Origin of the sequence: Paraburkholderia kirstenboschensis (genome assembly GCF_904848585.1) — a bacterium.
Lineage (GTDB): Bacteria > Pseudomonadota > Gammaproteobacteria > Burkholderiales > Burkholderiaceae > Paraburkholderia > Paraburkholderia kirstenboschensis.
In genome coordinates this window covers 90,284-103,894 of sequence record NZ_CAJHCR010000004.1, presented here as the reverse complement: position 1 = coordinate 103,894, position 13,611 = coordinate 90,284, and the positions used below count along the sequence as shown (strand labels likewise).

Below are 13,611 nucleotides of genomic sequence, written 5' to 3'. Positions count from 1 at the left end.
GTCGCATCGGCGCCTCGCGCGTAGTCATTTCTCAAGCAGTTTTCTTTCTTTAGCGTTTCTTCGATGTCCACCAGCAGACAGCAGCAGGGCCGGCACCAAGGCCATATCGCGCGCAAGCGTTTCGGGCAGAACTTCCTGGTCGACATGGGCGTGATCGATTCGATCGTCAATGTGATCGGGCCGCAGCGCGGCCAGCGCATGGTCGAAATCGGGCCGGGGCTCGGCGCGCTGACCGAACCGTTGATCGAGCGTCTGGCGACGCCCGAGGCGCCCTTGCACGCTGTCGAGCTGGACCGCGATCTGATCGGGCGTCTGAAGACCAAGTTCGGCGAGCTGCTCCAACTGCACGCCGGCGACGCACTCGCGTTCGACTTCGGCTCGCTCGCCGCGCCCGGCGACGAGCCGTCGCTGCGCATTGTCGGCAACTTGCCGTACAACATTTCGAGCCCGCTGTTGTTTCATCTGACTGCGTTCGCGCATCGTGTGATCGATCAACACTTCATGCTGCAGAACGAAGTGGTCGAGCGGATGGTGGCCGAGCCGGGCACCAAGGCCTTCAGCCGTCTCTCGGTGATGCTGCAATATCGCTACGTGATCGACAAGCAGCTGGACGTGCCGCCCGAGGCATTCCAGCCGCCGCCGAAAGTCGATTCGGCAATTGTGCGAATGATCCCGTATGCGCCGCACGAACTGACGCCCGTGGACGAGCGCGTACTCGGCGAAGTGGTGACGGCGGCCTTCTCGCAGCGTCGCAAGATGTTGCGCAACACGTTGGCCGCGTTGCGCGATACCGTCGACTTCGACGCAATCGGCTTCGACCTGCAGCGCCGCGCCGAAGACGTGCCGGTGGCCGAATATGTGCGCGTCGCGCAGATCGTGGCGGGTAAGCGTTAAGGGTTAAGCGGTGGGCGTTGGGTTTGGAGCGCTGAAGTTCGTGGGCTAAAGCGTCGGCAGGAGTTCCGAGCCGTTAAGCCAGGAGCACCAGGAGCGCCAGGCGTTCAGGCGCAATGGCTCTGAGCGAAAGCTCAAGCCACTCACCGCTTGCCCGGCGCATTGACCAGCGCGATGCCGGTCAGCACGAGCGCCGCGGCCATCAGAAACCTCAAGCTGAATGACTCGCCGAGCAGCAGCACTCCGAAGGTCACCCCAAACATCGGCGTGAGAAACGAGAACACCGACAGGCGCGACGCGACATAGCGCGTGAGCAGCCAGAACCACACCAGGTAGCTGACGAACGCGACCACCACCGCCTGATACGCGAGGCTCGCGAGTGCTATCGGCGTGACCGTGTCGACGTGCGCCTCGCCGAACGCAAGCGCCAGCGCCAGCAGCACCACCGCGGACACCGCCAGTTGATAGAAGAGCGTCTTGCTCGCGCTCGAGTGCGCCAGCCGCGTCGCGCGCACCACGACGGTCGTCGCCGCCCAGGCGATGCCTGCGAGCACGCCGAGCGCGTCGCCGGCCACGGCGGCCAGCGACGAACTGCGCGCCGCTGCGCCATGCAGGAAGCCATCGGCGAAAGCCAGCGTCATGCCGGCAAACGCCACGAAAATGCCGAGCCACTGAATGCGCCGCATCCGCTCGCCTTCGACGAACCAGTGCAGGCCCAGCGCCGTAAAGCAGGGCGCGGTGTACAGAAAAACCGCCATGCGCGACGCGCTCGTCAGTGTGAGTCCGAGAAAGATGCACACGAACTCGGCCGCGAACAGCATGCCCGCCAGCAGACCGGCGCCGAGCGTGCCGTCGTCGCGGAAGAGCGGCGTGCCGCGCGAGCGCGCCCAGCCCCAGACCAGCAGCGTGGCGATGGCGGAACGCAAGCCCGCCTGAAAAAACGGTGGCAACGCGGCGTTGGCGCTTTTGATCGCCACTTGCTGGAATCCCCAGATCGCGCACAAGCCGACCATCAGCAGGATGGCGAAGCCATCGGGGGCGCGGCGCGTGCGAAGTGCGGTGGTGCTCATGGCGATGTGGTGACGATAGGGGCAAGACGGGGTTGTCCGGCGCAGCGCGTACGATACCAAACCCGCTCACGCGTCCATTCGATGACCCCACCGCCTACGCGTGCTTCCGACAAGTCGCAAGTCATTTGCGAATTCAAGGACACCTGCGCAACTCCCGCGCAACACCTATTTCTTACCATCCTGATTTCGCGCTAAGGTTCGACGACATGTTCTGTCGGTACGTTCGTACGCGCTGCGTCGCCGAAGCGGGATTCAGACAAGCCGGCCACCGGGCGAGGCGCCGCGTAAACAAACAAACTCTATCCGCGCAAAGCGGAGCCTGTACGAGGAAACGGCATGAAGACCCTCAGCAGAGGCGCGGCGGTCGTGGCGTTGGTATCGTTCGGTTGTCCAGTTGCGCAGGCCCAATCGAGCGTGACGCTTTACGGCGTGGTCGACGAGAGCGTGCGCTACCTGACCCATGTAAACAAAGCGGGCGACTCTTCACTCGGACTGGGCACGGGCGGCATGACGCAAAGCCGCTGGGGGCTCAAAGGCGTCGAGGACCTTGGCGGCGGCTGGTCCACCTTTTTCAAACTCGAAAATCGCCTTTACATCAACAGCGGACAGAGCGATCCGACCTTGCCGTTCTTCAACGAAGCGCAGGTCGGTGTGCGCTCCACTTCCTACGGGCAGGTGATTTTGGGCCGTCAGTACAACGTGATGATAGAAGGCATCACGGTAGGCGGTTACGGCAGCAATCCGTGGATTCCGTACGACTTCAGCTTCCAGCCTGAGGTGACGATGACGGGCGGCATCTGGACCAGTAACCAGGTGCAGTATCAGGCAAAGTACAACGGCTTGAGCTTCGCGGCGGGCTACGCGTTCGGCGGCAACGCCGGCAATTCGTACGGCAGTCAGATCGGCGCGGCGGCCGCTTACGCGCCCCCGGGAGGACCATTTACCGTCGGCGGCGCGTACGAGGAGTCGAAAGATTCGGTCAACGGAGCCTCGGCCAAAGCGTGGACGTTCGGCGGCTCGTACACGTGGGACAAAACGCGCTTTTCGCTGGGTTACATCGTCAATCGGGCCGACGCCGGTTTCTCCACTTTCGCCAACGGACCGTTTACGGCCGCCGCGCTGACAGCGTTGAAATACACGGACTTTTCGCGCCGTCGCATGTTCATGGGTGGCATCACACAGCAGGTGGGCAACGCCTGGCACCTGGCGGCAAACGTCTGGCGCACGCTGCAGGACGGCAAGACCGCCGCGAAGGACGGTTCCGCATGGCAATACCAGCTCGTCGCGGACTACAACCTCTCAAAGCGCACTGACGTCTATGTGGAAGGCGACTATTCGCTGTATCGCGGCGATCTGATCGGCGCGCAACTGCAAGGCGTGAATGGCGTCGGGCTCGCGCAGAAAGGCTCGCAAATCGGCCTGATGGCGGGGCTGCGGCATCAGTTCTGACATCGAGGTTACATGGCAGCGCGGCGTGCGCTTCACGCCGCCCGCTGCGCGGCGCGTCCCTGCAACGACGGTCGATTCCGGGTACATTTACGCTCTCGACATCAAGCAACAGGGAGTACACGATGCGCCTGCTTCACACCATGCTCCGGGTCGGTGACCTGGACCGTTCGATCGCGTTCTACACTGAACTGCTCGGCATGAAGTTACTGCGCCGCGAAGATTATCCGGACGGGAAGTTCACGCTGGCGTTTGTCGGCTACACGGACGAGCGCGACGGCACTGTCATCGAACTGACGCACAACTGGGACACGCCGGCCTATGACCTCGGCAACGGCTTCGGGCATCTCGCCGTCGAAGTGGAAGACGCCTATGCCGCATGCGACAAAATCAAGGCGCAAGGCGGCACGGTTGTGCGTGAAGCCGGGCCTATGAAACACGGCACCACCGTGATCGCATTCGTCACCGATCCGGACGGCTACAAGATCGAGTTCATCCAGAAGAAGAAATAAACGTCGGCGCCGGCGAGCCGGGGTCTCATCCGATCACGTAATGAACAACAATCCCTACTTCAACGAACTCGACGCGATCCACGTCGAAATCGAGGCCTTGTTCGACGGTTCCGCGGACGACCTCGCGCTCGAACGGATCATGGCGCGCTTCGCGCCGCAGTTTACGTTGATCATGCCGTCCGGCGCCGTGCTCGATCACGCCGCGTTGCGCGAAACGTTCGCGAGGCTGCGCGGCACGCGGCCGGGCTCGCAGATCGACATTCGCCACAGGGAGATCGTCGTCGAATATCCGTCGGGCGCGGTCGTGAAATATCGCGAGTATCAGCGGGACAATGCGGGCAATGCGAACGTGCGGCGCTCAACCGCAGTGATGGACGTCGACGCGCAAGGCAAGGTGACGTGGCGTCACCTGCATGAGACGTTTTGCACGGAATAGGGCGGGCGGCGTCAATCACTATCGACGCCGCGTAAGCCTTTCACGGCACTGCGGGGAAGCAGGAGAAACGCCGGCTCTAAAGCGTCGGCAGCAATTCCGGCGGATGCGACTTCAGCGTCTGCCGCGCTTCGCGGAATTCCGGAAAAATCGATTCGACCGTTTGCCAGAAGCGCGGGCTGTGATTCATTTCCCGCAGATGCGCCAACTCATGCGCGACGACGTAATCGATAATGGAAAGCGGAAAGTGAATCAGCCGCCAGTTCAGGCGAATCTTGCCGTCACTCGAACAACTGCCCCAGCGCGTGGCCGCTGAAGAAAGCGCATACGCGCGATAGTTGACGCCCAGCTTTTCCGCGTAAATAGCGAGGCGCTCGCCGAACACACGCTTCGCTTCGCTCTGCAACCAGCCTTGCACGCGGTCCTTGATCTGCTGCGGATCTGCTTGCAGAGGCAGCGGCACTTGCAGGGCGGAGTCGGCCGCGCTAAACGCGAGCGTGCCTTGCGGCGCGCCGAGCTTCACGCGCACCGGCTGCCCGAGATAGGGCACCTCGGCGCCGTCTTTCCAGTCGACCTTCGGCAACGCGCGCTGCTCGACGCGCGTTTGCCATTCAATCAGCTTCGTGAAAATCCAGCGCTGTTTTTCGGTGATCGCGGTTTCGATATCGGCGAGCGTGACCCAGCGCGGAGCGGTGATCGTGAGGCCAGTGCTGTCGATCGCAAAGCCGATCGAGCGGCGCGCCGAACGCTTGAGCGCGTAATGCAGCGTGCGCGAGCCGATGACGAGACTGCGCAGCTTGCTGCCGTCCGGTGCAAGCGGCACGGCAGGCTGCTGACCGTGAGGCGTTGCCGAAGGCGCGGACGGTGAAGGGGACGACGAAGTCGACCCCGGCTCTGCGAAGAGCGGGAGATCGAGTTGCCGGTTATCGAGCGCCGCAGCGGGCTGCGGCGTAGGAGACTTCTGCATCGGATTCGGCTTCGCGCAAGTACGCCTTCGAGGGCGTGGGCGCGTCAGATAGGTGCGGCGGCGGAACTGCTTCCCGCCGCGCGATACGCAGTAGGATCGATGCGACGCATTTCAGCTTCGATCCACTGTTCGACGCGCGTGTTCACTTCATCGGGCGTGAGCCCCGTCGTCTCGATCGGCTTGCCGATCGACACTGTGACTATACCCGCATATTTGAGAAACGAGTTGCGAGGCCACACACGTCCGGCGTTGTGCGCGATTGGCACGACCGGCGCGCCGGTTGCAATCGCAAAGCGCGCACCGCCGGTTTTGTACTTGCCCTGCTTGCCGGTCGGCGTGCGTGTGCCTTCCGGAAACATGATCACCCAGGCGCCTTCCGCCATGCGCGCCTTACCCTGTCTGATCACCGATGCGAACGCGTACTTGCCTTCTTTACGGTCGATATGAACCATCTTCAGGAGGCCGAGCGCCCAGCCGAAAAACGGCACGTACAGCAACTCGCGTTTGAACACGTAGCACAGCGGCCGCGGCATCAAGGCGGGAAACGCCAGCGTCTCCCATGCCGACTGATGCTTCGACAACAACACCGCCGGACCGTTGGGCAGGTTCTCCATGCCCTCGATCGTGTAGCGGATGCCGTTGAGCCAGCGCACCGCGGTGAGCGTTGCGCGGCACCAGCCGGCCGCCATCCAGTAGCGGCTATCGGCGCGCATGAACGGGAACGCAATGAAGCACGCGGTCGCGTACGGCACCGTGAACACGATGAAGTAAATCAGCAGCAGCAAAGAACGAATGAAGCGCATCGGCGTGGTCAGTAAGGGGTGGGGACGCGCGTGGTGCGCGTCACTCTTGAGCGTCGGCGAGAAAGTCGAGCGCGAACGCTCGCAGGTCGTCGTGGACGACCGTGCCATCCGGCAGGCCGCCGGCCGTGAGCGTTTTGCGGCCCTTGCCTGTGAGCACCAGATGAACCGGATGGCCGAGCGCCGCGCCCGCTTGCAGGTCGCGCATCGCGTCGCCGACCACCGGTGTGTTCTCGGGGTCGACCTCGAAACGCTCGTTGATCATTTTCAGCATGCCGGGCTTCGGCTTGCGGCATTCGCAGTGGTCTTCCGCCGTGTGCGGGCAAAAGAATACCGCGTCGATGCGCCCGCCCACGGACGCCGCCATGCGATGCATCTTGAGGTGCATCGCGTTGAGCGCGTTCATGTCGAAGAGGCCCCGGCCGATGCCCGACTGGTTCGTTGCGACGGCCACGCGATAGCCCGCCTGGCTCAGGCGCGCAATCGCTTCGAGCGAACCCGGCAACGCGACCCACTCGTCCGGCGACTTGATGAACGCGTCGGAATCGGCGTTGATCACGCCGTCGCGGTCGAGGATCACCACTTTTTTGGTCGGCATGGTGTGCGGCTCAGGCGGCGAGTCGGGAAATGTCGGCGACGCAATTCATCTGCTGATGCAGCGCGCCGAGCAAGGCCAGACGGTTTGCGCGCAGAGCCGGATCTTCAGCGTTGACCATCACGTCGTTGAAGAACGTGTCGACCGGTTCGCGCAACGCGGCGAGCGCGGTGAGTGCGCCCGTGTAATCGCGTGCGGCGAGTTGCGACTGCACACGCGGCGCTACCTGTTCCAACTGCGCATGCAAGGCCTTTTCCGCCGCCTCGACGAGCAGCGTGACCTGCACGCCGCCCGTAGCGGTAGCGCCTTCCGACTTCTTCAGGATGTTCGAGATGCGCTTGTTGGCTGCCGCGAGCGCTGCCGCTTCCGGCAACGCCGCGAACTCGCGCACTGCATCCAGGCGCGCGACGATATCGTCGAGACGCGTCGGGTTGAGCGCCAGCACCGCGTCGATTTCGCCAGGCGCGTGACCGCGTTCGCGCAGCAGACCACGCAGACGATCCATGCTGAATTCGTAGATGGCTTGCGTCGAATCCGCGACGTTCGGCACTGCGGCGAATTGCGCGTAAGCGGTGCGCAGCAGTTCGACGAAATCAACGGCCAGTTGCTTCTCGACCAGAATACGCAGCACGCCGAGCGCGTGACGGCGCAGCGCGAACGGGTCTTTCTCGCCGGTGGGTTGCAGGCCGATGCCCCAGATGCCGACCAGCGTTTCGAGCTTGTCGGCCAGCGCGACGACCGTGCCGGTTGCCGTGCCCGGCAACGCGTCGCCGGAGAAACGCGGTTGATAATGCTCCGAGCATGCGAGCGCGACTTCTTCCGGCTCGCCGTCGTGGCGCGCGTAGTACGTGCCCATCGTGCCTTGCAGCTCGGGGAATTCGCCGACCATGTCGGTGATCAGATCCGCCTTGGCCAGACGCGCGGCGCGCTTCGCGAGCGCCACGTCCGCGCCGATCAGGCCGGCGATCGCGCCGGCCAGCGCTTCGACGCGCTCCACGCGTTGCAGCGCCGAGCCGAGCTTATTGTGATACACGACGTTCGCAAGCAAGGGCACGCGATCGGCGAGCGGCTTCTTCATGTCCTGCTCGAAGAAGAATTTCGCGTCGGCCAAACGCGGGCGCACCACCCGCTCATTGCCTTCGACGATATCGCCGGGCGTCGACGTTTCGATGTTCGACACGATCAGGAAGCGCGAGCGCAGCTTGCCGTTCTCGTCCGTCAGCGCGAAGTATTTCTGGTTCGTCTGCATGGTGAGGATCAGACATTCCTGCGGCACTTGCAGGAATTCGTCCTCGAAACGGCATGCGTAGACTACCGGCCATTCGACCAGCGACGTCACTTCGTCCAGCAGCGATTCGGGCATCACGACCTGATCGCCGTCCGCGTGCGCGAGCAGATGCGTGCGGATGGTTTCCTTGCGGTCGGCGAAGTTCGGCACCACACGGCCCTTGTGCATCAGCGTGTCGGCGTACGAATCCGCGTGCTGGATCTGTACGAAACCTTCGGACAGGAAGCGGTGGCCGAGCGTGGTGTCGTCGGCGTCGATGCCGAGCGCGCTGACCGGTACGATCTGCTCGCCATGCAGCGCGGTCAGGCGATGCGCCGGCCGCACGAACTGCACGTTCGTGCCGTCCGGGCGCTGATAGGTCATCACCTTAGGAATGGGCAGCTTGGCGAGCGTTTCGTCGAGCGCGGCTTGCAGGCCTTCCGCGAGCGTGGCGCCCGGCGCGGCGTAGCGCAGGAAGAAGGCTTCGGCCTTACCGTCCTGCGCGCGCTCCAGGTCGTTCACCGAAAAATCGGGGAAGCCGAGGGCGGCGAGTTTTTTCGCGAGCGGCGCGGTGGGCTGGCCGTCTTTATCGAGCGCGACGGAAACCGGCAGCACTTTTTCGCGCACATGCTTTTCCGGCGCAACCGTGCGTACGTTTTTGATCGTGACAGCGAGGCGGCGCGGCGTCGCATAACGCTCGAATGACAGCTCGCCTTCGATCAGATCGCGCGCCGCGAGGCGCTCCGCAATGCCTTCGGCGAAGGCGTCGCCTAGACGGGCGAGCGCTTTAGGCGGCAGTTCCTCGGTCAGCAGTTCGACCAGCAGGGTAGCTTGATGGGATTGAGTCATTTCTTGATGTTCTCGTCAGTCCGGGTCGATCTTGCGTTCGACTTTCAGCGGCGGCGCCCACGCGGGCATGGCGGCGTCCTGCTCGTCGGTGGTGAGGCCGGGCACGGCGTGCACCGGATTGCCGAGCATCGGGAAGCCGAGCTTCTCGCGTGAATCGTAGTAGGCCTGCGCGACCAGACGCGACAGCGCGCGAATCCGGCCGATGTAGGCCGCGCGCTCGGTGACCGAGATCGCGCCGCGCGCGTCGAGCAGATTGAATGTGTGGCCGGCCTTCAGCACGAGTTCATAGGCGGGCAGCGCGATCTGCGCTTCGATCATGCGCTTCGCTTCGGCTTCGTAGCTGTTGAAGAACGTGAACAGAAGATCGACGTTCGCGTGCTCGAAGTTATACGTGGACTGTTCGACTTCGTTCTGGTGATACACGTCGCCATAAGTGAGGCGGCGCGTTTCCGGGCCGTTCGGGCCTTGCTCCTCCCACTCGGTCCAGACGAGGTCGTAGACGTTTTCGACTTTTTGCAGATACATCGCGAGGCGTTCGAGACCGTACGTGATTTCGCCGAGCACCGGCTTGCAGTCCAGGCCGCCGACCTGCTGGAAATACGTGAACTGGGTCACTTCCATGCCGTTCAGCCACACTTCCCAGCCGAGCCCCCAAGCGCCGAGCGTGGGATTTTCCCAGTCGTCTTCGACGAAGCGCACGTCGTTCTGTTTCAGGTCGAAGCCGAGCGCTTCGAGCGAGCCGAGATACAGATCGAGGATGTTTTCCGGCGCGGGCTTCAGCACCACCTGGTACTGATAGTAGTGCTGCAGACGGTTCGGGTTCTCGCCATAGCGGCCGTCTTTCGGGCGGCGCGACGGCTGCACGTAGGCGGCGCGCCACGGTTCCGGGCCGACCGCGCGCAGGAAAGTGTGGACGTGCGAGGTGCCCGCGCCGACTTCCATGTCGATCGGCTGGAGCAACGCGCAACCCTGCTTATCCCAATAGGATTGCAGTGTCAGGATGATTTGCTGAAACGTGAGCATGAAGTGCCTTTCGGGCATGAGGCCGCGCCGCGAGCGCGTGTGCGCGCGGGGCGGCCGTGGAGCGAAGTGCTAAACCTGCGATTTTAACGGAAAGGCGGGGGGGTGTCCGGTTTTGGGGAGGGCGGGGGCCGACATGCCTCGCGTGAGCCTGCGCAATGCGCGGACGGCGGCTTCACCGCAATTGTCATGTGATGACGTAATCTGCGCTGCGGCAGCTCCGTGCGTCTTCGTCTGCAGTGACTTCGCTTACAGGTAGCCCGGAATTCTCGCCTTGCATGCCTCAAGCGCTTCCGTACTTGAATCGGTTACGCCAAATCGGTATTTGCAGTAGTCAGCAAAATGCGAGCGGTCGGACGGAGGTAACCGGTCAATCGGTATATCGTCGCCTTCGTTCGCAAACGGATCATCGAACTCTATCTGCAGCGTCGGATGTCGCTTTATAAAGAATGTTGTTTGGATTTCGTGGTCGAGATAGGAGTGAACGTAACCGGAATACGCGACCGCCACCAGAGCTATGCCAGCGCCGATAGCCACTCCCAGCCATCTCCTGGAGATTACCTTCACGGCGCTCTAAGTCCGGTCGATTTCCGCATTTCATTCACAAGCGCCAAGCCGGCGTTGCCCGGACAGATTTTGCCTTCACCCAGTTGACCGGGAAATTCCCGGTGGCCGCCCAAGGTGGTGATATAGAAGAAATCCTGCAAGATGGCGATGAATGTCGCGAGCGACGACTTCTGGTTTTCGGGGACTTGCGGTTTCTGTTTCAGCCCCATCAGGTCAAGAAGTTTTGTCACCTTCGCCACGCCATCATGACCCTCACCGGGATCCGTCATGTTTTCCAACAGGACGATGCCGACGACTCCTGTGTTGTAGTTGTGGACGTGCTCGCCTTTGAAACGTATGTCCCGGCCCTCAAAGACATTCCCAAAACAGTCGAGCGCGTAGTGATAGCCGATATCGTCGCTTGAAGCGGCTACTCGACCCATCTGCATTTCCTGGATGTCCTGCAACTGCAGTGCGCCCGGCCCGCAGGTGAAGCTGCGCCCTGCGTGATGCAGAGCAATCTTCGTGTAGTTCCAGTCGTCGTGCATTCGGGACGCGCGGTTCTTGTGCGCAGCCCAATCTGACCGTTCGACAAAATTCATGCTGGCGTGGCGTACGCGATTAATGATCGCCTGACGTGTCGCCGCTCGGTTATTGACCGAGATGTAGATAGCCTCGGCTTCTTCGCTGTCCAACCTGGTTTGCCCGGAAGTCCAGTGCTGAATCGTATAGTCCGCCATTTCTACACTCCGGGGTGCGGTGACAGCTCGCGCTTCGGTGACGAAAAAACAATGTGGATTCGAAATGCTTGCGAACTGTTGGTCGCAAGCTCCGCGTACCCATCCCCATCCGTCTCGCCTGATCGTTGCTCGCCTTCGACATCGACAATGAAGGACCGATTTCTCAACGGCTCGCCCGTCACGCTATCGGCAATAAAAATGCGCTGGGAATACTTGTGAGACGACATAGACGAGGGTGCAGTGTGCGGCCACGCTGATTCATTCGCTAGAGGCGACAGCGCTAGTGCACCAGGATTCACTTGCTGATATGAGTTGTTTTGAGAAGCGCTCATGACAGGGGGCGGCTCACAGTTACACACGCAGATGTCGCCGTCCAACGCCGCTTCCTTGCCCATCATTGTGTCAGACAGGCGCGGCCCTTTTCCGGCGATTACGCCGACGGTCTTACAGGTTGGGCAATAGACCTTCGCACCAAGATAGGTCATTGCTGTCCCGAAGTGTGTACAGGTCTCCTCGCCTTCCAGAACAATCCCGCCAGCCGAAGAGTGGTCTCCCTGCTTCAAGTGGTACCGCCGCATGCGCTCCCCAGTGGACATATTGAACAGACCGTGGCTTGTCGCAGCGTTGGTGAGCAGCACCGACATTCCGCAGCACGACGGTCCGTCAATGTACGTTTCATCGCAGCACTTGTATATGAGACCGATTCTTAGCAATTCCTGTCTTTTCGCGGGCTGGCCTTCGCCTAGACTCAACGAGCATCCGTGTCGCCCCTCACGCCACCGCCAACTCCACCTTCGGCGAAAACGAATCGCTTTGCGCGACCGGCCACCACTTCTCATACAACGAGTAGCGGTATTTCCCGTTGAGCAGATCATCCGGCTCGAGATACTTCAGCAACTCGGACATCAACTGCACCTCATGCGACGACACTCGCCGCACGATGTGATGCGCGCGCAACTCGGCGGGATGCTTCAACCCGGCAGCCTGAATGATTTCCTTCAGCGCATGCAGCGTGTTGTGGTGGAAGCTGAACACGCGGTCGGCCTTGTCCGGCACGACGAGCGCACGCTGGCGCACCGGGTCTTGCGTCGCGACGCCGGTCGGGCAGCGTCCGGTGTGGCAGGTTTGCGCCTGAATGCAGCCCACCGCGAACATGAAGCCGCGCGCCGCGTTGACCCAGTCCGCGCCGATCGCGAGTGTCCTGGTGATGTCGAACGCGGTGATCATCTTGCCGCTCGCGCCGATGCGAATGCGTTGCCGCAAGCCGATGCCAACCAGCGTGTTGTGCACGAGCAGCAGGCCTTCCTGCAACGGCACGCCGACGTGATCGGTGAACTCGAGCGGGGCTGCGCCCGTGCCGCCTTCCGCACCGTCCACGACGATGAAGTCCGGCAGGATGCCCGTTTCCAGCATCGCTTTCGCGATGCCGAAAAACTCCCATGGATGCCCGATGCACAGCTTGAACCCAGTCGGCTTGCCGCCCGACAACGTGCGCAAGCGGTCGACGAATTCGAGCAGGCCGCGCGGCGTCGAAAACTCCGAGTGCGTGGCCGGCGAAATGCAGTCGCGGCCCATCGGCACGCCGCGTGTCTCCGCGATTTCAGGCGTGATCTTCGCGGCCGGCAACACGCCGCCATGACCCGGCTTCGCGCCTTGCGACAGCTTCACCTCGATCATTTTCACTTGCGGTTCGGCCGCCTGCTTCGCAAATTTTTCCGCGCTGAACGTGCCGTCGTCGTTACGGCAGCCGAAATAGCCCGACGCGATTTCCCAGATGATGTCGCCGCCGTGCTCGCGGTGATACTTCGACATCGAGCCTTCGCCGGTGTCGTGCGCGAAGTTGCCTTTCTTCGCGCCGAGGTTCAGCGCCATGATCGCGTTTGCGGACAGCGAGCCGAAGCTCATTGCCGAGACGTTGAAGATCGACATCGAGTAAGGCTGCGCGCGCCCGGCGCCGACTACGATGCGGAAGTCGTGGCTATCGAGCGTGGTCGGCGCAAGCGAATGGCTGATCCATTCGTGCGCGACGGCTTTGACGTCGACCTCGGTTCCATACGGGCGGCTATCGACGTCGTTCTTTGCACGCTGATAGACGATGCTGCGTTGAGCGCGCGAAAACGGCTTTTCGTCGGTATCGCCTTCGACGAAATATTGGCGGATTTCCGGGCGAATGAACTCGAACAGAAAGCGAAGATGGCCCCACAGCGGATAGTTGCGAAGAATTGCGTGCCGCTGCTGACCGAGATCGAACAGACCGAGCGCGACGAGCGCGAGCGGCACGACGATCCACAGCCACGACATGTGATGCGTCGCGGCGAGCGCCGCGCAAACGGCGAGGAGCGCGACCGCGCTCCACATGGCCAGATAACGTCGAGAAAACATTGGGACTCCGGTGCAGTGAAGATCGTCGCGGAGGGATCGCCGGCGCCGGCGGCGCGGACGGATCCGCCGCGAAGGAAAACGAGCGACTGCCCG

The 13,611-nt window shown here is 62.4% G+C and carries 14 protein-coding genes; 4 read left to right on the top strand and 10 right to left on the bottom strand.

What is annotated here, in order from left to right:
- Window positions 1-63 precede the first annotated feature (63 nt).
- A complete protein-coding gene (gene rsmA / locus JMY24_RS13275) occupies window positions 64-894 on the top strand; it encodes a 16S rRNA (adenine(1518)-N(6)/adenine(1519)-N(6))-dimethyltransferase RsmA (RefSeq protein WP_128594265.1) in 831 nt (276 codons plus the stop codon).
- 140 nt (window positions 895-1,034) lie between these two features.
- Here rsmA and JMY24_RS13270 read toward each other — a convergent pair whose 3' ends face one another.
- Window positions 1,035-1,961 carry a DMT family transporter gene (locus tag JMY24_RS13270; protein WP_201702207.1) on the bottom strand — a complete coding sequence of 309 codons (927 nt, stop codon included), beginning with the start codon at window positions 1,959-1,961 and terminating at the stop codon, window positions 1,035-1,037.
- Between the two features lie 336 nt (window positions 1,962-2,297).
- Here JMY24_RS13270 and JMY24_RS13265 point away from each other — a divergent pair, with 336 nt between their 5' ends.
- The 3 genes from JMY24_RS13265 to JMY24_RS13255 all read left to right on the top strand — a co-directional run bounded on the left by JMY24_RS13265 (window position 2,298) and on the right by JMY24_RS13255 (window position 4,355).
- Window positions 2,298-3,410 (top strand): porin, encoded by a 1,113-nt coding sequence (locus JMY24_RS13265; protein ID WP_128589394.1) that lies wholly within the window; start codon window positions 2,298-2,300, stop codon window positions 3,408-3,410.
- 122 nt (window positions 3,411-3,532) lie between these two features.
- Window positions 3,533-3,919, top strand: coding sequence for a lactoylglutathione lyase (gene gloA, locus JMY24_RS13260; RefSeq protein ID WP_020069654.1), 387 nt, complete (start codon window positions 3,533-3,535; stop codon window positions 3,917-3,919).
- A 40-nt stretch (window positions 3,920-3,959) separates the two neighbouring features.
- Window positions 3,960-4,355 carry a DUF4440 domain-containing protein gene (locus JMY24_RS13255; protein WP_128594266.1) on the top strand — a complete coding sequence of 132 codons (396 nt, stop codon included), beginning with the start codon at window positions 3,960-3,962 and terminating at the stop codon, window positions 4,353-4,355.
- A 76-nt stretch (window positions 4,356-4,431) separates the two neighbouring features.
- On the opposite strand, the gene JMY24_RS13250 is transcribed toward JMY24_RS13255, so the two are convergent.
- From JMY24_RS13250 to JMY24_RS13210, 9 genes are all read right to left on the bottom strand, one after another.
- A complete protein-coding gene (locus JMY24_RS13250; RefSeq protein WP_128594267.1) occupies window positions 4,432-5,319 on the bottom strand; it encodes a M48 family metallopeptidase in 888 nt (295 codons plus the stop codon).
- Between the two features lie 44 nt (window positions 5,320-5,363).
- Entirely contained in the window at window positions 5,364-6,122 is a 759-nt protein-coding gene (locus JMY24_RS13245; RefSeq protein ID WP_128594268.1) for a lysophospholipid acyltransferase family protein, read from the bottom strand.
- Window positions 6,123-6,162: 40 nt separating this feature from the next.
- A complete protein-coding gene (gene gmhB, locus JMY24_RS13240; protein ID WP_027777871.1) occupies window positions 6,163-6,717 on the bottom strand; it encodes a D-glycero-beta-D-manno-heptose 1,7-bisphosphate 7-phosphatase in 555 nt (184 codons plus the stop codon).
- Window positions 6,718-6,727: 10 nt separating this feature from the next.
- Window positions 6,728-8,830, bottom strand: coding sequence for a glycine--tRNA ligase subunit beta (gene glyS / locus JMY24_RS13235; RefSeq protein ID WP_128594269.1), 2,103 nt, complete (start codon window positions 8,828-8,830; stop codon window positions 6,728-6,730).
- 15 nt (window positions 8,831-8,845) lie between these two features.
- Window positions 8,846-9,853 carry a glycine--tRNA ligase subunit alpha gene (gene glyQ, locus JMY24_RS13230; RefSeq protein ID WP_084690169.1) on the bottom strand — a complete coding sequence of 336 codons (1,008 nt, stop codon included), beginning with the start codon at window positions 9,851-9,853 and terminating at the stop codon, window positions 8,846-8,848.
- A 246-nt stretch (window positions 9,854-10,099) separates the two neighbouring features.
- Complete coding sequence (locus JMY24_RS13225) at window positions 10,100-10,387, bottom strand: hypothetical protein (RefSeq protein ID WP_236597397.1); 288 nt, start codon at window positions 10,385-10,387, stop codon at window positions 10,100-10,102.
- A 26-nt stretch (window positions 10,388-10,413) separates the two neighbouring features.
- On the bottom strand, window positions 10,414-11,136 hold the full coding sequence (locus JMY24_RS13220; RefSeq protein ID WP_128594270.1) for a peptidoglycan recognition protein family protein: 723 nt from the start codon (window positions 11,134-11,136) through the stop codon (window positions 10,414-10,416).
- A gap of 2 nt (window positions 11,137-11,138) precedes the next feature.
- On the bottom strand, window positions 11,139-11,774 hold the full coding sequence (locus tag JMY24_RS13215; protein ID WP_236597396.1) for a PAAR domain-containing protein: 636 nt from the start codon (window positions 11,772-11,774) through the stop codon (window positions 11,139-11,141).
- 133 nt (window positions 11,775-11,907) lie between these two features.
- Window positions 11,908-13,518: an FMN-binding glutamate synthase family protein gene (locus JMY24_RS13210; RefSeq protein ID WP_128594271.1), complete on the bottom strand. Its 1,611-nt coding sequence runs from the start codon at window positions 13,516-13,518 to the stop codon at window positions 11,908-11,910.
- Window positions 13,519-13,611 lie beyond the last annotated feature (93 nt).

Bases quoted from the DNA above. Each gene is read 5' to 3' on its own strand.
- rsmA (WP_128594265.1), top strand. From the start codon at position 64: ATGTCCACCAGCAGACAGCAGCAGGGCCGGCACCAAGGCCATATCGCG.
- JMY24_RS13270 (WP_201702207.1), bottom strand. From the start codon at position 1,961: ATGAGCACCACCGCACTTCGCACGCGCCGCGCCCCCGATGGCTTCGCC.
- JMY24_RS13265 (WP_128589394.1), top strand. From the start codon at position 2,298: ATGAAGACCCTCAGCAGAGGCGCGGCGGTCGTGGCGTTGGTATCGTTC.
- gloA (WP_020069654.1), top strand. From the start codon at position 3,533: ATGCGCCTGCTTCACACCATGCTCCGGGTCGGTGACCTGGACCGTTCG.
- JMY24_RS13255 (WP_128594266.1), top strand. From the start codon at position 3,960: ATGAACAACAATCCCTACTTCAACGAACTCGACGCGATCCACGTCGAA.
- JMY24_RS13250 (WP_128594267.1), bottom strand. From the start codon at position 5,319: ATGCAGAAGTCTCCTACGCCGCAGCCCGCTGCGGCGCTCGATAACCGG.
- JMY24_RS13245 (WP_128594268.1), bottom strand. From the start codon at position 6,122: ATGCGCTTCATTCGTTCTTTGCTGCTGCTGATTTACTTCATCGTGTTC.
- gmhB (WP_027777871.1), bottom strand. From the start codon at position 6,717: ATGCCGACCAAAAAAGTGGTGATCCTCGACCGCGACGGCGTGATCAAC.
- glyS (WP_128594269.1), bottom strand. From the start codon at position 8,830: ATGACTCAATCCCATCAAGCTACCCTGCTGGTCGAACTGCTGACCGAG.
- glyQ (WP_084690169.1), bottom strand. From the start codon at position 9,853: ATGCTCACGTTTCAGCAAATCATCCTGACACTGCAATCCTATTGGGAT.
- JMY24_RS13220 (WP_128594270.1), bottom strand. From the start codon at position 11,136: ATGGCGGACTATACGATTCAGCACTGGACTTCCGGGCAAACCAGGTTG.
- JMY24_RS13210 (WP_128594271.1), bottom strand. From the start codon at position 13,518: ATGTTTTCTCGACGTTATCTGGCCATGTGGAGCGCGGTCGCGCTCCTC.